Annotated in this window: 20 protein-coding genes; 17 read left to right on the top strand and 3 right to left on the bottom strand. The window is 47.3% G+C overall.

The window, feature by feature from the left end:
* Positions 1-259: 259 nt before the first annotated feature.
* From napF to napC, 7 genes are read left to right on the top strand one after another with little or no spacing between them, the layout of a single operon-like run.
* Positions 260-766 (top strand): ferredoxin-type protein NapF, encoded by a 507-nt coding sequence (napF, locus tag GOL65_RS07255; RefSeq protein WP_179038207.1) that lies wholly within the window; start codon positions 260-262, stop codon positions 764-766.
* The gene (gene napD, locus GOL65_RS07250) at positions 750-1,019 is read left to right on the top strand and encodes a chaperone NapD (protein ID WP_140919934.1); all 270 of its coding nucleotides are present in this window, start codon (positions 750-752) and stop codon (positions 1,017-1,019) included. The genes napF and napD overlap by 17 nt, the downstream gene beginning before the upstream one ends.
* A complete protein-coding gene (napA, locus tag GOL65_RS07245) occupies positions 1,016-3,499 on the top strand; it encodes a nitrate reductase catalytic subunit NapA (protein WP_140919933.1) in 2,484 nt (827 codons plus the stop codon). The genes napD and napA overlap by 4 nt, the downstream gene beginning before the upstream one ends.
* A gap of 20 nt (positions 3,500-3,519) precedes the next feature.
* Entirely contained in the window at positions 3,520-4,272 is a 753-nt protein-coding gene (napG, locus tag GOL65_RS07240) for a ferredoxin-type protein NapG (protein ID WP_140919932.1), read from the top strand.
* A complete protein-coding gene (locus GOL65_RS07235) occupies positions 4,272-5,222 on the top strand; it encodes a quinol dehydrogenase ferredoxin subunit NapH (RefSeq protein ID WP_140919931.1) in 951 nt (316 codons plus the stop codon). The genes napG and GOL65_RS07235 overlap by 1 nt, the downstream gene beginning before the upstream one ends.
* Positions 5,219-5,668 carry a nitrate reductase cytochrome c-type subunit gene (napB, locus tag GOL65_RS07230; protein ID WP_140919930.1) on the top strand — a complete coding sequence of 150 codons (450 nt, stop codon included), beginning with the start codon at positions 5,219-5,221 and terminating at the stop codon, positions 5,666-5,668. The genes GOL65_RS07235 and napB overlap by 4 nt, the downstream gene beginning before the upstream one ends.
* An 11-nt stretch (positions 5,669-5,679) precedes the next feature.
* Positions 5,680-6,279, top strand: coding sequence for a cytochrome c-type protein NapC (gene napC / locus GOL65_RS07225; RefSeq protein WP_140919929.1), 600 nt, complete (start codon positions 5,680-5,682; stop codon positions 6,277-6,279).
* A gap of 518 nt (positions 6,280-6,797) precedes the next feature.
* Here the strand turns inward: napC and GOL65_RS07220 are convergent.
* The gene (locus GOL65_RS07220; protein WP_140919928.1) at positions 6,798-7,253 is read right to left on the bottom strand and encodes a YaiI/YqxD family protein; all 456 of its coding nucleotides are present in this window, start codon (positions 7,251-7,253) and stop codon (positions 6,798-6,800) included.
* A 159-nt stretch (positions 7,254-7,412) separates the two neighbouring features.
* Between GOL65_RS07220 and GOL65_RS07215 the strand changes: the two genes are divergently transcribed.
* The 8 genes from GOL65_RS07215 (at position 7,413) to cysM (ending at position 14,435) form a co-directional block, all read left to right on the top strand.
* Positions 7,413-7,838, top strand: a complete 426-nt coding sequence (locus GOL65_RS07215; protein WP_140920067.1) for a GNAT family acetyltransferase — start codon at positions 7,413-7,415, stop codon at positions 7,836-7,838.
* 45 nt (positions 7,839-7,883) lie between these two features.
* On the top strand, positions 7,884-8,462 hold the full coding sequence (locus GOL65_RS07210; protein ID WP_140919927.1) for an RpoE-regulated lipoprotein: 579 nt from the start codon (positions 7,884-7,886) through the stop codon (positions 8,460-8,462).
* Positions 8,463-8,592: 130 nt separating this feature from the next.
* On the top strand, positions 8,593-9,489 hold the full coding sequence (locus GOL65_RS07205; RefSeq protein WP_140919926.1) for a Dyp-type peroxidase: 897 nt from the start codon (positions 8,593-8,595) through the stop codon (positions 9,487-9,489).
* Positions 9,490-9,708: 219 nt separating this feature from the next.
* On the top strand, positions 9,709-10,716 hold the full coding sequence (gene cysP, locus GOL65_RS07200) for a thiosulfate ABC transporter substrate-binding protein CysP (RefSeq protein WP_179038206.1): 1,008 nt from the start codon (positions 9,709-9,711) through the stop codon (positions 10,714-10,716).
* 2 nt (positions 10,717-10,718) lie between these two features.
* Positions 10,719-11,552, top strand: coding sequence for a sulfate/thiosulfate ABC transporter permease CysT (cysT, locus tag GOL65_RS07195; RefSeq protein ID WP_140920066.1), 834 nt, complete (start codon positions 10,719-10,721; stop codon positions 11,550-11,552).
* The gene (gene cysW, locus GOL65_RS07190; RefSeq protein WP_140919924.1) at positions 11,552-12,427 is read left to right on the top strand and encodes a sulfate/thiosulfate ABC transporter permease CysW; all 876 of its coding nucleotides are present in this window, start codon (positions 11,552-11,554) and stop codon (positions 12,425-12,427) included. Before cysT ends, cysW begins: the two co-directional genes overlap by 1 nt.
* On the top strand, positions 12,417-13,511 hold the full coding sequence (cysA, locus tag GOL65_RS07185; protein ID WP_140919923.1) for a sulfate/thiosulfate ABC transporter ATP-binding protein CysA: 1,095 nt from the start codon (positions 12,417-12,419) through the stop codon (positions 13,509-13,511). The genes cysW and cysA overlap by 11 nt, the downstream gene beginning before the upstream one ends.
* Positions 13,512-13,550: 39 nt before the next feature.
* Positions 13,551-14,435: a cysteine synthase CysM gene (cysM, locus tag GOL65_RS07180; RefSeq protein ID WP_140919922.1), complete on the top strand. Its 885-nt coding sequence runs from the start codon at positions 13,551-13,553 to the stop codon at positions 14,433-14,435.
* Between the two features lie 315 nt (positions 14,436-14,750).
* Here cysM and GOL65_RS07175 read toward each other — a convergent pair whose 3' ends face one another.
* Positions 14,751-16,712, bottom strand: coding sequence for a MacB family efflux pump subunit (locus GOL65_RS07175; RefSeq protein WP_140919921.1), 1,962 nt, complete (start codon positions 16,710-16,712; stop codon positions 14,751-14,753).
* A 4-nt stretch (positions 16,713-16,716) separates the two neighbouring features.
* A complete protein-coding gene (locus tag GOL65_RS07170; RefSeq protein ID WP_140919920.1) occupies positions 16,717-17,907 on the bottom strand; it encodes an efflux RND transporter periplasmic adaptor subunit in 1,191 nt (396 codons plus the stop codon).
* A 266-nt stretch (positions 17,908-18,173) separates the two neighbouring features.
* Between GOL65_RS07170 and GOL65_RS07165 the strand changes: the two genes are divergently transcribed.
* The gene (locus GOL65_RS07165; RefSeq protein WP_140919919.1) at positions 18,174-18,851 is read left to right on the top strand and encodes a response regulator transcription factor; all 678 of its coding nucleotides are present in this window, start codon (positions 18,174-18,176) and stop codon (positions 18,849-18,851) included.
* Positions 18,852-18,857: 6 nt separating this feature from the next.
* Positions 18,858-20,195, top strand: a complete 1,338-nt coding sequence (locus GOL65_RS07160; RefSeq protein WP_140919918.1) for an ATP-binding protein — start codon at positions 18,858-18,860, stop codon at positions 20,193-20,195.
* The last annotated feature ends 27 nt before the right edge of the window (positions 20,196-20,222 follow it).

The raw sequence follows: 20,222 nt of genomic DNA, 5'->3' as shown, positions 1-20,222 counted from the left end.
AGTCTACTGATTATTCTGCTGGGTTTTAACCCAAAAATAACCAAATAAAATGCCGTGTGGGTCAAATATTGGGTTAAAAATGCAGCGAACGATTGATCTAGCGCAAGCTACCTACCTATTTACCCCTTAAGAGTAATTATATCTCTACTTCGCAAGGATTAACTTACTCTGGCCAGAGTCTCTAAATATGTCGTTTTAAGTAACAGAGATGATGTAAGTAATAAATGATGTCCTCCTGAGTGAGTGGAGAAATTAAAGCATGTCAATTTTATCCCGGCGAAATCTGTTACGTGGTCAATGGCGAGGCCACGATGCTATCAGGCCGCCGTGGTCGGTAGAGGAAGTGTTGTTTACCGATGGCTGTAGCCGTTGCCATGCTTGCGTTGGGGCCTGTGAAACCGGCGTCATCACAGTAAGTGGTAACCAGGGTTTTCCTGAGCTGGATTTTCAACGTGCAGAGTGCACGTTTTGCAAACGTTGTGTAGAAGTTTGTCCGGAACCGATATTTCATTCAACGGAAAGTCAGCCCTGGCAGCGTTATGCAGTGATTAATCAAACGTGTCTCACTTATCAGGGGGTGGCCTGTCGAAGCTGTCAGGACGCCTGTGAGCCCTATGCCATTAAATTCAAACTACGGTTGGGGGGCATTGCTCAACCGGAGCTGGAAAGAGAGAGCTGTACAGGATGTGGGGGCTGTGTCCGAAGCTGTCCGGTTCAGGCAATAACAACCCGTGAGAGTGATAAAGATAATGACGGAAAAGAATGACTGGCACGTTTGTAGTTTGATTGTTCAGGTACGTCGGGAAGATATACCTAAAGTAAGCGAAGCGCTGTATGCACTACCAGGAACAGAGATTCCCGGGGTGAATGAAGACGAAGGAAAGTTAATTGTTGTTATGCAGGCGGACAATTCAGATGTTCTGTTTGCCCAAATTGAGTCAGCACGTGATATAGCCGGTGTGTTGGCGGTGTCGCTGGTTTATCACCAGCAAGATGAGCAAGGTGAGGATACGCCATGAAACTCAGTCGTCGAGACTTCATGAAAGCAAATGCAGTGGCTGCAGCCGCAGTTGCCGCAGGAATGACTATTCCGACAGTAGCTGTTGCTGCTGACGGGGATCAATCAATTAAGTGGGATAAAGCGCCATGCCGCTTCTGTGGTACCGGCTGTAGCGTACTGGTTGGTACGCAAAACGGTCGTGTTGTCGCTTCTCAGGGTGACCCGGATGCACCAGTTAACCGTGGGTTAAACTGTATCAAGGGTTACTTCTTACCTAAGATTATGTACGGAAAAGACCGTTTAACTCAGCCGCTGCTGCGGATGAAGAACGGCGAATACGACAAGAATGGTGAATTTACTCCGGTTAGCTGGGATAAAGCATTCACCGTGATGAGTGAAAAATACAAAAAAGCCTTTAAAGAACAAGGTCCAAACGGCGGCGGTATGTTTGCTTCCGGTCAGTTCACTATTTGGGAAGGTTACGCCGCCGCTAAATTATTTAAAGCGGGTTTCCGTTCTAACAACATTGATCCGAATGCCCGTCACTGTATGGCGAGTGCCGTAGTTGGATTCATGCGTACTTTCGGTATGGATGAACCAATGGGCTGCTATGATGACATCGAGCATGCTGATGCCTTCGTGCTTTGGGGCTCCAACATGGCAGAAATGCACCCGATCCTGTGGTCGCGCATTACTGACCGTCGTTTGTCTAATCCAAACGTTAAAGTTGCGGTCATGTCTACCTATGAACACCGTAGCTTTGAATTAGCCGATAACCCGATTATCTTTAAACCGCAAACTGACCTGGTTATCCTGAACTATATCGCTAACTACATCATTCAGAATAACGCAGTTAATCAGGATTTCCTGGACAAGCACGTTAACATTCGCCGTGGTGATACTGATATCGGTTATGGTTTACGTCCAAACCATCCATTGGAAAAAGCGGCTAAAAATCCAAACAGCGACAAATCCAGCCCAATGACTTTTGACGAATATAAAGCGTTCGTTGCAGAGTACACATTGGAAAAAACTGCTGAAATGACCGGTGTACCAAAAGACTCACTGGTTGAGCTGGCTAAACTGTATGCCGATCCAAATGTAAAAGTGGTTTCTTACTGGACCATGGGTTTCAACCAACATACTCGTGGCGTATGGGCGAACAACCTGTGTTACAACATTCACCTGTTAACCGGTAAAATTTCTCTACCGGGTTGTGGTCCATTCTCTCTGACTGGTCAGCCTTCTGCTTGTGGTACTGCGCGCGAAGTAGGTACTTTCGCACACCGTCTGCCTGCAGACATGGTAGTAACCAACGAAGAACACCGTAAGATTTCAGAACAGAAGTGGAAACTGCCGGAAGGCACCATTCTGGGTTCTATTGGCCTGCACGCCGTAGCTCAGGACCGTGCGCTGAAAGACGGTAAGTTAAACGCTTACTGGACACTGTGTACTAACAATATGCAGGCTGGTCCAAACATCAATGAAGACCGTATGCCGGGTTGGCGCGATCCGCGTAACTTCGTAGTGGTATCCGATCCTTATCCAACCATCAGTGCGCTGTCTGCGGACCTGATTCTGCCTACCGCAATGTGGGTGGAAAAAGAGGGTGCTTACGGTAACGCCGAGCGTCGCGGTCAATTCTGGCGTCAACAAGTTAAAGCGCCGGGTGAGGCAAAATCTGACCTGTGGCAAATTGTTGAATTCTCCAAGTACTTTAAAACCGATGAAGTTTGGCCAGCCGAGCTGTTAGATAAGAACCCGGAATATCGTGGTAAAACACTGTACGAAATTCTGTTTGCTAACGGCCAGGTTAATAAGTTCAAACTGGATGAGCTGGCGGAAGGCCAGTTAAACGATGAATCCCATGATTATGGTTTCTATCTGCAAAAAGGGCTGTTTGAAGAGTATGCCAGCTTTGGCCGTGGTCATGCTCACGATCTGGCTCCATTTGATGACTACCACAAAGCTCGCGGTCTGCGCTGGCCGGTAGTTGACGGCAAAGAAACCCTGTGGCGTTACCGTGAAGGTTATGACCCGTATGTTAAGGCCGGTGAAGGCGTTAAATTCTACGGTAAGCCAGATGGTAAAGCAGTTATTTTTGCCCTGCCTTATGAACCACCTGCAGAAAGTCCGGATGCAGAATATGACCTGTGGCTGTCAACTGGCCGCGTGCTGGAACACTGGCACACAGGCTCAATGACGCGTCGCGTACCGGAACTGCACCGCTCTTTCCCTGAGTCAGTACTGTTTATTCACCCACAGGATGCCCAGAAACGTGGTATGCGTCGCGGCGATAAAGTGAAGATTCAGTCACGTCGCGGTGAAGTTATCACAATTGTGGAAACTCGTGGTCGTAACCGGGTACCGCAAGGGCTGGTATATATGGCGTTCTTTGACGCAGCACAGTTAGTTAACGCACTGACATTGGATGCAACCGATCCACTGTCAAAAGAAACTGACTACAAAAAATGTGCGGTTAAAGTCGTTAAAATATAAGGAAAGCAGGGCGCACGATTATGGCTAATGAAAGGGATAAAGGACCCGCACGTCGCCGCTTTTTACGCGACGTAGCACGCAGCGCAGGCGGCCTGGCCGGTCTGACGCTGTTGCTGGGTATTCCACAGAAACAGTCTCAGGCACGTGAGGGGGTCGCTCTGCGTCCACCTGGCGCGCTGTCTGAGGAGGCGTTTAACCGCGCCTGTATTCGCTGTGGGCAATGCGTACAGGATTGTCCGTACGATACGTTAAAGCTGGCAACGCTGTTGTCACCTGTATCAACGGGCACCCCGTACTTTGTTGCTCGCCAGATCCCCTGTGAGATGTGTGAAGATATTCCTTGCGTTAAAGCCTGTCCGAGTGGTGCCCTCGATTCTTCTCTGACAGATATTGATAATTCCCGTATGGGGCTGGCGGTATTGCTTGACCACGAGAACTGCCTGAACTGGCAGGGCTTGCGCTGCGACGTTTGCCATCGCGTATGTCCGTTAATTAATAAAGCCATTACGTTGGAATTACACCGTAATGAGCGAACGAATAAACATGCGATGTTTTTACCTACCGTGCACAGTGAATACTGTACCGGCTGCGGTAAATGCGAAGAAGCTTGCGTACTGGAAGAAGCGGCAATTAAGGTACTTCCGCTCTCACTGGCACAGGGCAAACTGGGTAAACACTATCGGCTGGGATGGATAGAGAAAGATAAAGCAGGGCATTCATTAATCCCTGAGGCTCTGACTCTGCCAACCCGTAAACCGGAAGGAGGGCAATAATGGCAAATGCACCTAAGAACGCAGGCCATGAGGCCCAGGTGAAATACGGCTGGTGGTATAGCCATCGCTTCCTGGTTTTTCGCCGTATCAGTCAACTGCTTATTCTGTCGATGTATCTGACCGGGCCACTTATTGGCGTCTGGATCCTACGGGGTAACTATAGCGGCAGTATGCTGCTGGATACTATTCCGCTTAGCGATCCATTAATGATGCTGCAAACGCTGGCCAGCGGTCATCTTCCTCAGGTGCCAGAGCAATCTGGCTGGGCGGCATGGTCTGAATGGTATGCCCTGATTGGTGGCGTGATTATTGCGCTGGCCTATGCATTGTTTGCCAGTCGGCTATTTTGCGGTTGGGTTTGTCCACTCGGTTTGGTAACCGATTTTGCTGCCTGGTTGCGGCGTAAGCTGGGGCTGCGCAGCAGCGCGACGATTCCGGCAACGCTGCGCTATGGCATTCTGGTTGCCATTATCATCGGCAGTGCCATTACCGGTACACTGGTGTGGGAATGGGTAAATCCGGTATCCGCATTTGGCCGTGGGTTAATCAGTGGATTCGGTCACTCGGCATCATCTGGCATTATTACCGGTTTAGTTTTCGGTTTTGGCGCCAGCATCTGGCTGATTGTGGTGGTATTCCTGTTTGACCTGCTGGTGGTGGAGCATGGCTGGTGTGGTCATTTATGCCCTGTTGGTGCTCTTTATAGCGCAATTGGCTGTAAAGGTGTACTGCGCATCAGTGCGGAAAATCGCAAAGATTGTACCCGTTGTATGGATTGCATTCATATCTGTCCGGAACCGCAGGTGCTACGTGGCCCACTGTTCGGTAAACAGGATAGCCCATTAGTGCTGAGTAAAGAATGTATCTCCTGCGGTCGCTGTATTGATGTCTGTTCAGAGAAAGTATTTCAAATAAAAACACGATTCCATCGTTCGGGAGTAGAGGAATGAAGAGTAACGTCTTGAGAAAGCAGCTTACCTTATGGACTATGCTGGTGGCATTAGTTTCCGGTAGTGTGGCGTTTGCTGCAGATAGCGTTGATTTGAGCCAGTCACCAGAGGTATCCGGTACCCCTGAAGGCTCAGTTATTATGCCTAAAGAACAGTCTCGTATGGCGCTCGATTATGTTAACCAACCACCGATGATTCCACACAGTGTGGATGGTTATCAGGTGACAACGAAAGTGAATACTTGTCTGAAGTGTCACGGAGTACAGAGTTATCGTACTACCGGTGCACCACGCATCAGCCCGACTCACTTTGTTGATAGTGCAGGTCATGTCAGCAGCAATGTGGCACCGCGTCGCTACTTCTGCCAGTCCTGTCACGTGCCTCAGGCTGACGCTGCGCCAATCATTGGTAATACGTTCACACCGGCACCGGGATATGGTAAGTAATCGGGGGATTCATGAGTAAAGATAAAAAACCAGGTGTAATTCGCCGGGCATGGACTTGGTTCAGAACCCCCAGCCGTCTGGCGATTGGTACCTTGCTGACAATGGGCTTTGTAGCGGGCGTGGTCTTCTGGGGCGGTTTCAATACCGGTATGGAAGTCATGAACAGCGAGAAGTTCTGTATCAGCTGCCATGAGATGCGTGATAACGTCTATCAGGAATATATGGATACGGTGCACTACAGCAACCGAACTGGCGTACGCGCCGTTTGTTCTGACTGCCATGTGCCGAAAGAGTTTGTTCCTAAGATGATCCGTAAGATCAAGGCATCTAAAGAGCTGTATGGTAAAGCGATGGGCATTATCGATACTCCACAGAAGTTTGACGAGCATCGTTTGCAAATGGCGAAAAATGAGTGGGCACGAATGGAGGGTAACAACTCTCAGGAATGCCGTAACTGCCACAGCTTTGATTATATGGACTTTACCGAGCAGAAAACCGTCGCCGGCAAGATGCACTCTATGGCAATTAAAGAGGGTAAAACCTGTATTGATTGTCATAAGGGGATTGCGCATAAGCTTCCGGATATGACGGGGATTCCGAATGGGTTCTGATGCTGCTGATTAGATGGTTCTAATTGGCTGCTAAGGATATTCCGGCCGTAAAAGTCATTGTGCTTATATGAGCATGGTGCTCGTCTGGAAGACCATCAGTCTCGGCATTAGCGTGCGTCGGGCCTAGATTCCCTAGGGGCGCTCCGGCAGCTAAAGCTGCTACGACCCCAACGGAAATCTCTCCCTCCGTTTGATATCGCAATATCTAAAGCCTGCAATTTGTATTGCAGGCTTTTTCTATTTTTGCTGTTTAAGTGACAAGATTTATAACTATATGAGTCAGACTTCGATTGATGACAAAGTTAGATAATTCAGTTTTGTACCTTAATATAGCTAATCGTTGGGAGGGACGGGTGTTGGGGTCGACTTGGCGTAAGCCAACGAAGGGCCCCTAACCCGGCCAGGCCCGACGCACTCCGTAGTTAAGTACAGATGGTTTACCGACCGTTCTCGGTGTAGATATAGGCACTATGTTTTTACGGTCGGAATGTTCATTAATGTTGATTTACTGGTTTCTTCTATTTCTGCTGCTTAAACATCAACAACCACTTATCCAGTTCATTAGCGAACTGTTGGCGATCGCGTTGATTCAGGGTGCTGGGGCCGCCGGTTTGAATGCCGCTGGAACGCATGGTGTCCATAAAGTCACGCATGGTGAGCCTTTCTCGGATGGTGGCGGGCGAGTAGCGTTCACCTCTGGGATTAATGGCGGCTCCGCCTTTTTCCAACACTTCAGCCGCCAGTGGAATATCGGCGGTGATAACCAAATCTCCGGGTTCGGTGCGCTTAACGATTTCGTTATCTGCTACGTCAAAGCCTGATGCAACTTGCATACTGCGGATATAAGGGGAGGGTGGTGTTTTGATATATTGGTTAGCGACCAGAGTTACCATGACTTGCGCACGATCGGCGGCTCGAAACAGCACTTCTTTTATTACATTGGGGCAGGCATCGGCATCGACCCAGATTTGCATAGTTGATCCTTATCGCTCTGATGACTCATCATCAGGAAAATTGAGTGATGATTCCGCATTTAATTTAAGCAATGAACCGGGGAATCTTCACTTATCTGTTGCACTTAACGCTAAACTTACCATAATCGTGCACTATAACAGGGTTAAACGGTGAAGATGATGGAAATCCGTATCTATAAACAAGATGACTTTGAAGATGTTGTGACACTGTGGGAACGCTGCGATTTACTGCGCCCGTGGAACGATCCTGAAACCGATATTGAACGGAAACAGAATAACGATCCTGAACTGTTTTTGGTTGCCGAGGTCGGAGGTGAGGTAGTTGGCACTATTATGGGCGGATATGATGGCCATCGCGGCTCTGCCTATTATCTTGGTGTACACCCTGATTATCGTGGTCGGGGCATTGCGAATGCTCTTATCAGCCGTCTGGAAAAGAAGCTGATAGCGCGTGGTTGCCCAAAATTACAGCTTTTAGTGCGTGATGATAACGATGCCGTTATTGGTATGTATGAGAAACTGGGTTATGAAATCCAGAATACGGTGTGCATTGGTAAACGCCTGATTGAGGATCAGGAGTATTAAGGCGTTGCGTTATACCCTGATTTTATTCACTTAATAGGATAATAGATGAATATACGTATTGTTTTACTGTTGGTTCCATTTTTCATTACAGGATGTTCGACAGTCAGTAATTTTTCCTGGTCTAAGCTATCGCCAACTAACTGGTTTGGTAGTTCTCTGGAGTTAAATAATGCAGGATTAGGTGCTATTTCCGCTGTAACTCCGATGGAAGAAAAAGCACTGAATCAAACGTTAAATGGTGATTATCGTTTACGTAAAGGCATGGGAATGAGTAATGGTCAGGTGACCAGTTACTATGAAGCGATGAACGACGATAAAGTGATGCTGGTTTTTCACGGCAATTCATCAAACCGGGTTGAGCGAATTGAAGTAATGGACAAGTCTATTGAGACGCCAAAAGGTTCTCATGTGGGTACGCCATTCAGCGATCTTTATCAGAAAGCATTTGATGTTTGTCGGGTTGGTACTGAAGATGATAGTGGCAAAGTACTTTGCCGTTCACCGGAAAGTTCGCGTATTACCTATGTGTTTAGCGGCGAGTGGATGGGGCCATCAGAGATCATGCCTTCTGACGATAAGCTAAAAGTCTGGACTATCAGTAAAATGATATGGCAATCAAAGTAATAGGCTAAATCTTTATTCAGACTTGAGTTAGCGCATGATAGCGTGGTCTGATTTAGTTATTATAGACTCATGTTTAGTTAAAGCGGTGCCAGCAAACAGCACCGCTTTTCATTGATATGAGGATTGAGTCATGGCTCAGGTTCAGAGCGGTATTTTGCCGGAACATTGTCGTTTTGGTATTTTTATTGAAGCAAAGGTTGGTGAGGATTTAGAACAGATCCGTACCGGCTGCAAAACGTTTGTGAATACGTTGACCGAACTGCAACAAAAATATCCTGAAGCTGCATTAGGTGCAGTTATCTCTTTTGGTTCAGACCTGTGGAAGACACTGTCTAATGGTCAGGGTGCCAGTGAACTTAAGCCATTTACCCCTCTGGGTAACGGATTAGCGCCAGCCACTCAGCGCGATATGTTGGTTCATATCCTGTCTCAACGTCATGATGTTAATTTCACTCTGGCTCAGGCCGCGTTAAAAGCTTTTGGTTCAGCCATCACTGTAGAAGAAGAAACTCACGGTTTTCGCTGGACAGAAGAGCGGGATTTAAGCGGTTTTGTTGACGGCACAGAAAACCCGGAAGGAGATGCTCGCCCTGGCGTTGGTATTATTCCTGAAGGGGAAGATGCTGGCGGTAGTTATGTGATGGTACAGCGTTATGTGCATAATCTTGATGTCTGGAACAATATGTCAGTGAAAGCCCAAGAGAACGCCATGGGCCGGACAAAAGTAGATAACGAAGAGCTGCCATCCGACAAACGCCAGCCAACCTCTCATCTGGGGCGTGTTGACCTGAAAGAAGATGGCAAAGGGCTGAAAATTATTCGCCAGAGCCTGCCGTATGGTACTGCCAGCGGTGAACATGGTCTGTTCTTTATCGCTTATTGTGCCCATCTGCATAATATTGAGCAGCAACTGCTGAGTATGTTTGGTGAGCGGGATGGTAAAACAGATCAACTGTTAAGATTCAGCAAACCGGTAACCGGCAGCTATTTCTTTGCTCCATCGTTAGACAAGTTACTCGCTTTATAATTTGAATCGGGACAGCGTGGAAATAATCTGCGCTGTCCCGATTGTTTTTTCTGACAATTTCCCTTCGGTTATTTCCCTCGCCTCAGCGTCCATATTGCATATTCCTTTTTGCTCTTAATCAGTGAGAAACGGTATATGAAATTGTTATAAAAAAGTGAATTCAGCCCATACACTATGACTTATCAAAGCATCATTTTTAGCGATAAGTGAGAGTGTAAAATGAAAAAATTAGGGCTGAAAAGCTGGGTTATCGCAACGATGATTGCGACGTCTTCTGTCTCTGCGGCTGAGTTACTGAATAGCTCTTATGATATTTCTCGTGAGCTGTTTGCTGAAATTAATCCGGTATTCGAAAAAGCCTGGAAGCAAAAGACGGGTGAAGACTTAACCATCAAACAGTCTCATGCCGGCTCATCAAAACAGGCGCTGGCAATTCTACAGGGTTTAAAAGCCGATGTGGTTACTTACAATCAGGTAACAGACGTGCAGATTCTGCATGATAAAGGCAATCTGATTCCTGCCAACTGGCAAAGCCGTCTGGCAAATAACAGTTCACCTTATTATTCCACCATGGCGTTTTTGGTACGCAAAGGAAACCCGAAAAAGATTAATGGCTGGAACGATCTGGTTCGTGATGACGTGAAGCTGGTTTTCCCCAATCCTAAGACTTCCGGTAATGGTCGTTATACCTATTTAGCTGCCTGGGGAGCGACTAATCTGGCCGATGGTGGCAATGAGCAAAAAACTCGCGAATGGATGACTCGCTTCCTGAAAAACGTAGCGGTGTTTGACGTGGGCGGACGCGGTGCTACCACCTCATTTGTTGAGCGTGGGTTAGGCGATGTGCTGATTAGTTTTGAATCTGAAGTGAAAAACATTCAAAAGCAGTACGGCGCTGATAACTACGATGTTGTGGTTCCTGAAGTCGATATTCTGGCGGAGTTTCCTGTGGCCTGGGTCGATCGTAACGTTGAACGCAATGGCACAGAGAAACAGGCTAAAGCCTATCTGGATTTTCTGTATACCCCGGAAGCTCAGCAAATTTTCACTCGCTATAACTACCGCGTATATGACAAAGCAGCGATGGATGCGGTGAAGGATCAATTCCCGCAGGTAAAACTGTTTAAAGTTGAAGATCAGTTTGGTAACTGGGAGCAGGTAATGAAAGTACATTTCAATACCGATGGCATCTTAGACCAACTGCTGGCTGCGGGGCATAAAAGCTAATGTTGTTATCAATACCTGCTAAGCGTGTATTACCCGGTTTCTCTCTGAGTTTAGGGAGTAGCCTGTTATTTACCTGCTTAATTCTGCTGTTGCCCATGAGCGCACTCGTTATGCAGCTCGCCAACATGAGCTGGCATGAATACTGGCAGGTAGTAACACATCCTCAAGTAGTTGCGGCTTATAAAGTGACGCTGGCCGCTGCAGCAGTGGCCAGTGTCTTCAATGCTGCTTTCGGCATGTTGATGGCGTGGATTTTGACCCGTTACCGTTTCCCGGGCCGTACGTTGTTGGATGGCCTGATGGATTTACCTTTTGCTTTGCCAACGGCAGTTGCAGGCTTAACGTTGGCCAGTCTGTTTTCCACTACTGGTTGGTACGGTACCTGGCTGGCAGAACTGGGAATTAAAGTTTCATTTACCTGGTTAGGTATTGCCGTCGCCATGGCATTTACCAGTATTCCTTTTGTGGTGAGAACGGTTCAACCCGTATTGGAAGAGCTGGGACCTGAATATGAAGAAGCGGCTGAAACTCTGGGAGCCAGCCGCTGGCAAAGTTTTCGCCGGGTAGTATTACCGGAAGTTGCCCCGGCGTTAATGACCGGCACAGTACTTTCATTTACCCGCAGTTTGGGTGAGTTTGGCGCAGTGATTTTTATTGCCGGTAATATCGCCTGGAAGACTGAAGTGACCTCGTTGATGATCTTTATTCGTCTGCAAGAGTTTAACTATGCAGCAGCCAGTGCCATTGCTTCAGTTATTCTGGCGGCTTCTCTGGTATTGCTATTCATTGCTAACGTTTTGCAGAGCCGCTATGGCAAACGGGTTGGGGGTCATTAATGACAGATTTTACTTTCCAACAGACATTCAGCGCTCGCCAGATTAACTGGGGTAAGTGGGCACTTATTATTACCGGCATAGTGATTTCCATGTTGTTGCTGGTGATACCGATGGTGGCCATTTTTGTTACTGCATTTTCTGCCGGTATAGACGCACTGTGGAATAACCTGAGCGATCCGGACATGCTGCATGCGGTTTGGCTAACGGTACTGATTGCGTTGATTACCGTACCGGTGAATCTGGTTTTTGGTACGTTGCTGGCATGGCTGGTTACGCGTTTTGAGTTTCGTGGTCGTCAGCTGTTGTTGACGTTGATTGATATTCCTTTCGCTGTGTCACCGGTAGTAGCAGGGTTGCTGTATTTACTGTTTTACGGCTCAAACGGTGTGGTTGGTGGTTGGCTGGAATCACACAATATTCAACTGATGTTTTCATGGCAGGGCATGGTGCTGGTCACTATTTTTGTTACCTGTCCGTTTGTGGTGCGCGAACTGGTTCCCGTGATGATGAGTCAGGGCAGTCAGGAAGATGAGGCGGCGGTGCTGCTGGGTGCTTCCGGCTGGCAAATGTTCCGTCGGGTTACGTTACCGAATATTCGCTGGGCGTTGCTGTATGGCGTAGTACTGACTAATGCCCGGGCGATTGGTGAATTTGGTGCAGTTTCGGTGGTGTCTGGCTCTATTCGTGGTGAAACCTATACCTTACCGTTACAGGTTGAGCTACTTCATCAGGACTACAATACCGCTGCTGCCTTTACTGCCGCAGGCCTGTTAACCCTGATGGCGATTGTTACCTTGTTCTTAAAAAGTACCCTGCAATGGCGTATTGCCCGTCAGAAAAAGCAAGATACTCAGGAGATAAATCATGAGCATTGAGATTAAAGGTATTAATAAATACTTTGACCAAACCAGAGTCTTGCAGGATATCTCTCTGGATATTCATTCTGGTGAAATGTTGGCACTGCTGGGGCCATCCGGTTCGGGTAAAACTACGTTATTGAGAATTATTGCCGGATTGGAGTATCAAAGCTCTGGCCTGTTGAGTTTTAACGGAAAAGACGTCAGCCGCCTTCATGCGCGGGATCGTCAGGTTGGTTTTGTATTCCAGCATTATGCGTTATTCCGTCATATGACAGTGTTTGATAATGTTGCTTTTGGCCTGACAGTACTGCCTCGACGTGAACGTCCAACCGCCGCGGCAATTAAGCAGAAAGTAGATGGCCTGCTGGAAATGGTTCAACTGAGCCATCTGGCAAATCGTTTTCCTTCTCAGTTATCCGGTGGTCAGCGTCAGCGGGTAGCATTGGCACGCGCGTTAGCTGTTGACCCACAAATCCTGTTGCTGGATGAACCCTTTGGTGCGTTGGATGCTCAGGTTCGTAAAGAGCTGCGTAGTTGGCTGCGTCAATTGCATGAAGAGTTAAAATTTACCAGTGTATTTGTGACTCACGACCAGGAAGAAGCGATGGAAATTGCCGATCGCGTGGTAGTCATGAGTCAGGGACACGTTGAGCAGGTTGGTACACCGGAAGAAGTAATGCGTGAACCGGAAAGCCGTTTTGTGCTGGAGTTTCTTGGTGAAGTTAACCAGATTAAGGCCGAAATCAAAGGTAATCGCTTGTTGGTGGGGCAGTATCACTGGCCGCTGGAAGTATCGCCAATACATCAGGGGGCGGTGGAACTTTATTTACGTCCGTGGGAAGTAGAACTAAGCGCTCAACCGACATCTCGTTGCGTATTACCGGTGCAGGTGATGGATAGCATACCAAAAGGTCATTACTGGCAGCTCACATTACAACCATCAGGCTGGCAACAAACGCCACTTAGCGTTACCTTTAGTCATGAACATGGCGCGCCGCCACAAAAAGGTGAGCGTTACTATATTGGAGGAGAGCGGGCGCGTTTGTACGCCGGGGATAAATTACTGTTGCAAAGCTATCCCTACGCAAAAAGTGCCTGAGGCCTCTGTGTAAATACCTATCTACATCCGGAAGAGCACGTGTCAACTTTAGAAGACTATATTGGAAATACGCCGCTGGTAAGATTACAGCGGCTGACAGAAGGGTTGGAAAGTGAGGTTTGGGTTAAGCTGGAAGGCAATAACCCGGCAGGATCGGTAAAAGACCGGGCTGCACTATCGATGATCCAACGTGCTGAACAACGAGGTGAGATTCACCCAGGCGATCGGTTGATTGAGGCCACCAGTGGTAATACCGGTATTGCTCTGGCGATGATTGCTGCGTTAAAAGGCTATTCTCTGCGTTTAATTATGCTGGACAATATGAGTCGTGAACGTCAGGCATCTATGCGTGCCTATGGAGCTGAGTTAATTCTGGTCAGCCGTGAGCAGGGTATGGAAGGTGCCAGAGATTTGGCGCAGCAGATGGCTGCTGACGGGCAGGGGAAGATCCTCGATCAGTTCAATAATGATGATAATCCTTATGCACACTTCACTACTACCGGTCCGGAAATCTGGCAGCAAACTTCCGGTCAGGTTAGCCATTTTGTTTCCAGCATGGGAACCACCGGAACTATTACCGGCGTTAGCCGCTATTTAAAATCGCAAAATTCTGCGGTTCAAATCATTGGTTTACAGCCTGCCGAGGGCAGCAGTATTCCGGGTATTCGTCGTTGGTCTCCCGGATATCTGCCGGGTATTTTTCGTCCTGAGCTGGTGGATACCATTATGGATATCAGTCAGATTGAGGCGGAATTAACGATGAAGCAACTGGCTACTCGTGAAGGTATTTTTTGCGGAGTAAGTTCTGGCGGTGCTGTTGCAGGAGCATTACGTATTGCTGCTCAACATAAAGGTGCCGTGATTGTGACGGTTATTTGCGATCGTGGGGATCGTTATTTGTCGACGGGTGTGTTTGATGATTAGTGGTGGATGCCCATTGTAGTTATGGACTCCAGAGTGCTGAGAAACCTGATAAATCAGTACTTGTGGATATTCCGACCGTAAAGATAATGTGCTTATATTTGTGCACTTGGAACGGTCGGAAAACCATCTGTATTTAGCCTCGGAGTGCGTCGGGCCTACCTTTCCTATGGGCGCTTCGTTGGCTTACGCCAAGTCGACCCAAACGGAAAGGTCTCCCTCCGATTGACTATTTTGAAGCATAAAATTATGCCTGTCAGACGTAGCCATTAAGTTGATGCCCACCGTAGTTATGGGCATCTTGTTTTGCGGAAAGCGTTATTCTCGTTCCAGCGCGTTGATTGGGTCCATTCTTGCCGCCCGGCGGGCAGGGAAGAAGCCAAAAATCATACCAATCATGGTTGAGCAGACAAATGCGGCAACGATTGAGGTTATGGAGTAGACCATGGAGAAGCTGCTAACCAATTGATCGAAGATGACGCCAATGCCCAGTGCTAATCCTACGCCCAATGCGCCACCTAACAGGCAGACCAAGATCGCTTCAATCAGGAATTGTTGCATGATATCGCTGGAACGGGCTCCAACTGCCATTCTCACCCCAATTTCCCGGGTTCGTTCTGTTACTGAAACCAACATAATATTCATTACGCCAATACCACCAACTACTAAAGAGATGACTGCGATCATGGAGACTAGTAGCGTCATGGTTGCGGTGGTATTTTCAATAGTTTGCCGAATGCTGTCGGTATTCAGAATAAAGAAATCCTGAGTGCCATGGCGTTGGGTTAATAACTTAGTAACCCCTTGTTCAGCTACGTCCATATCAATATTGTCTTTGATACGCACTGTAATACTTCTCAAATATGACTGACCCAGCATGCGCTTCATTACAGTAGTGTAAGGCAACCAGACATTAAGGCTTTCACTGCTGCCAAAACCACTTTGCTGTTCTTCTGCCACACCAATGATTCGGGCCGGCAGGCTGCCTAATAAGATTACCTGTCCAACCGGATTACTGTTTTTACCAAACAGCTTTTCTTTGGTGTTAGAGTCAATGACCACATCCTGAGCCAGAGAATCTACGCTGCTTTGGCTAAAGGCCATGCCCAGTTCCATTTTATAACCGCGGACATCAAAGAATTGCTGGCCGACACCGTTTACTGTGCCGGTTACCGACTGGTTATTGACCCGGAACGTTGTGGAAGTGGTGACGCTGGGGGTGACGCTATGAACATAACTTTGCTGGCTCAGGGCATCCGCATCGCTTCCGCGCAGCGTATGTATTGTGGAGGCTTTACGGTCACCGAAATCTTTACCGGGAAATACCTCCAGCGTACTGGTGCCCATAGAACTAATATCAGCCAGAATTTTCTGACGGGAACCTTCCCCTAATGCCACCACGGAAACCACTGAAGCGATACCAATAATAATACCTAACATGGTCAGGAAGGTACGCAAACGCTGGGAAAACATAGCCAGTAGTGCCATTTTAAAGGCATCAACAAACCGATCCCGTAAAGCAAGCCAGCCATTATTGGTTTTAGTTGCATGGGATGATGAAGATGACTTTTGAACAACATCTTCTGGTTCTTTATGTACTTTCCGATCGGCAATGATACTGCCATCACTGATTTCAATAATGCGCTCAGCGTGTTCAGCAATTTGCATATCGTGGGTGACAATCACCACGGTATGTCCCTGGCTGTGTAAGTCTTTAAGGATTTTCAGTACTTCTTGTCCACTGTGCTTGTCTAACGCACCAGTGGGTTCGTCCGCCAGCATAATCTGACCACCATTCATCAGTGCGCGAGCAATACTCACACGCTGCTGCTGACCGCCAGAGAGTTGACTGGGGCGGTAGCTGGTACGTTCATCTAACCCCAGACGAGTTAACAGCGCTACGGCCCGCTCCTTGCGTTTTTGACGCTCGGTTCCCGCATAGATAGCAGGCACTTCGACGTTACCCGCGGCAGTCAGATCTCCTAACAGGTGATAACGCTGAAATATAAAACCAAAGTGTTCACGACGTAGTTCTGCTAAATCATCAGGAGCCAGTTCATTGGTTGCTCGTCCGGCAATCCGGTAAGTTCCTCCGCTGGGCTTATCCAGACAGCCAAGGATATTCATCAGCGTAGACTTACCTGAACCTGAGGCACCAACAATCGCGACCATTTCGCCAGAATGAATCGTCAGGTTGATTTCTTTCAGGACGGTAACAGTTTGCTCTCCCGCTGGAAACTGGCGGGAAATGTTATCCAGTTGCAGTAACGGTTGACTCATCAGACTACATCCTCATCCGCATGCGCGCCGGTTGAGTTGATCCTGGGGCACCAGCTTCACTGACGATCACATTTTCACCTTCTTCCAGACCGGAGACAATTTGCACATCAACGTTATTATTGATACCGGTTTTGACTTTCTTCTGGACGATGTTTCCGGAAGCGTCAACAACCTGAACGCTGGCATTGCCCTGATTATCTGTATCGTTAAGCGCAGTAGTTGGGATAACGATAGTGTCTTTCGCCTGATCTAAAACAATGTAGACTTGAGCCGTCATGGAGATACGCAACTTACCATCCGGGTTTTCCACATCGAACAAGCCATTGTAGTAAATAGCAGTAGTAGTAGAACTGGATGAGGTGCTGGTTGTGGTATCGCTGCTATTGATCGAGTCGGGTGCTGGCTCTATGGCGCGTAACTTAGCACTATAGTGTTTACCAGGTTCACCCAGAATGGTGAAGTAAACCGGCATACCGGTTTTAACTTTAGGTACATCTGCTTCGGAAATTTGAGCTTCAATGGTCATGGTATCCAGTTGAGCGACTTTCAGGATGGTTGGGGCGCTTTGCACGGCGTTAACCGTTTGCCCTTCTTCAACCGGAATAGCCACTACGACACCATCAATAGGGGAGCTGATTTTGGTATAGCCAAGGTTTAATTTGGCGGTATCCATGGCGATTTGTGCCTGAATAATTTGTGCATCCAGAGATTCGATTTCTGCTTTAGTGGCGTCTAGCTGGGCTTTCGCCGTGTCGTAATCTGCCTGAGCCCCAACACCTTTTGCCAGAATTTGGCTCTGGCGATTAAAAGCGAGTTGATTGTTTTTCAACGTGGCTAATTTAGCCTGACGTTGAGCCTGTACGCTTTTTAAACCCGCTTCAGCATTGTGTAGGTCATTGTTTTGCGGAAGATCATCGATTTCTGCCAGAGCTTGTCCTTTAGTAACCTTGTCGCCAAGTTCTACATGCAGCGCTTTAATCTGACCTGAAACCTGAGCACCTACGTTAACCTGTTTTAAGGCCTTAATCGAACCATCAGCCAGAACGGTTTGCTCTATACTGGTCTTCGTTGCTGGCGTAGTAATATAGTTAGGTTTTACCACGGCAGGAAAAAAGAACAGTTTTATCAACCAACCGGCGATCAAAATGGCTGCAATAATCAGCACATATCGTAGTTTGGATGTAGGTAATTGCATAAGTTTCAGTTGCCTTAAAAGTACTAAATATTGAATAAAAACCTGAGGACGTCATTGTCCGCTATAGATTATGCACTAATGTACAACGAGTTAATGGTGTCTGGGGTAAGCTCATCATAAGGAAAGTGTAAGGTTTAAGTAAAAGTAGCTGCATATTACAACCGAAGACGTAAGAATGATAAAAAATATATCCACCATCTTCAGTGTTTGCGGTCTTTAGTGATGCGAAACAGTGTGGATATAAACATAATAGTCAGGAGAAGGGCATGAAAATTCTTTTGGTCGATGACGATGTGGAACTTGGCAGTATGTTACGGGAATACCTTCAGGCTGAGGGCTTTTCGGCGACTGTGGCCTTAACCGGACAGGCGGGAATTGACGGTGCCATGTCAGGGGATTATGCCGCCATGATTCTGGATATTATGCTGCCTGATATGAGCGGTATTGATGTTCTGAATAAAGTACGGAAAAAAAGTCGTTTACCCATCATTATGTTAACGGCAAAAGGTGACAATATCGATAGGGTGATTGGGCTGGAGATGGGCGCTGATGATTATGTGCCTAAGCCTTGTTATCCTCGGGAGCTGGTAGCGCGATTACGTGCCGTATTGCGTCGTTTTGAGGAACATATTGAGCCTCAGGATGATGCAATTACTTGTCTGGGAGATTTATGTCTGGATGCATCTCAACGAACTAGTGAATGGAAAGGGGAAGCCTTTGAATTAACGGCATCTGAATTTAATTTACTGATGTTGCTGATGAAAGAAAAAGACCGTGTAGTGTCCAAAGATGAGCTGTCTGAGCAGGGGCTGGGACGTCCACGGGAAGCTTACGATCGTAGTGTAGACGTTCATATCAGCAATATTCGGCAAAAACTGAGTCAGATTGCTGGCGATATTTTATCGATTGAAACAGTGCGTAGCATTGGCTATCGCATCAGGTAATAAATTATGCGCCGGAGTCTGTTCTGGAAAATATTAATTGGTTTCTGGGTAACCTTCATTGTGATAACCCAAGCAGTCTGGCTGGTATTTTACTATTACGCCAGTCAGAAAGAGCCGTTTGAAAATCGAATCGCTAATCGTATTGTTTCGCTTCAGTTCACCTCCGCAGTAACCGTGCTGGAAGCTGAAGGTATTGATGGTCTTAACCGGATGACTGATGGATGGCCGACTATCGATCAACGGCACATTGCGGTTGTTCCTTTGAAAATTCCGTTAACTCAAAATCCTCAGCGAACGTCATTGATTCCGCTGACGGATGACGTGCGAGTTGAACACGTTAAAGGCGGGGATGGTAAATACTATCTGTTGAAATACGATGTGGAAGCGCTCAGGAAAGAATATCGCCCAAATCGTTCGGGTAGGGTGTTGTTTTTCAATATTCCGAATCCGTTACTAATATTAGGTGGAATTGGCGGTTTCCTGTTTAGTTTTACACTGGCATGGCATTTAACCAGACCGATGCGCTTGCTAAGGTCTGGTTTTGATCGTGTTGCTCAGGGTGACCTGGATGTACGCCTTTATCCCGTAATGAATAAACGTCGGGATGAACTTAGCGATATGGCGCGTGATTTCGATTCTATGGTGGAGCGCTTAAAGTTGTTGGTAGGGGCAAGGGAGGCTCTGTTACACGATGTTTCCCATGAATTACGAACACCACTGGCGCGTTTGCAATTAGCAATAGGACTGGCGCGGCAGAATCCGCAGAATGTTGAAAACTCTCTACAGCGTATTGAACATGAATCAGTACGGTTAGATAAAATGATTGGTGAGCTGTTGACCCTTTCTCGTACTGATGCCGCCGGTATCTCTGATGAAGAGTATTTTGACCTGTATGGTTTGCTGGAAGCGGTGGTCAGTGATGTACGTTATGAAGCTCAGGTACCTGGAGTAGAGATTCTTCTTGAGGCTGATGATGCTGTTAAAGAGGATGCTACGATAAAAGGCAATTCCGAATTAATGAGACGTGCCGTAGAAAATATTGTGCGTAATGGACTGCGTTTTTCCAAAGGTGGACAGCAAATTCGGGTTGGATTAAATAAGGTTGAAAGTGAGTTTGTGATTAAGGTCAGCGATCAGGGGCCAGGAGTGGATGAGGATAAGCTTTCCAGCATTTTTGATCCGTTTGTTCGAGTGAAATCAGCAGCTTCAGGCAAAGGCTATGGTTTAGGGTTGGCAATTGCCCGCAAGGTTGTTAATGCACATGGCGGTACTATTGACGCTAAGAATGGTACTGATAGCGGGTTGGTTATCGATATTCATCTTCCACTCTGGGAAAATCACTGAATCGAGCGAAAATTGAATAAATAAAAA

The organism is Limnobaculum xujianqingii (genome assembly GCF_013394855.1).
Classification (GTDB): Bacteria; Pseudomonadota; Gammaproteobacteria; order Enterobacterales; family Enterobacteriaceae; genus Limnobaculum; species Limnobaculum xujianqingii.
Note: the sequence above shows the minus strand (reverse complement) of the source record. Positions and strands in the feature narration are given on the sequence as shown.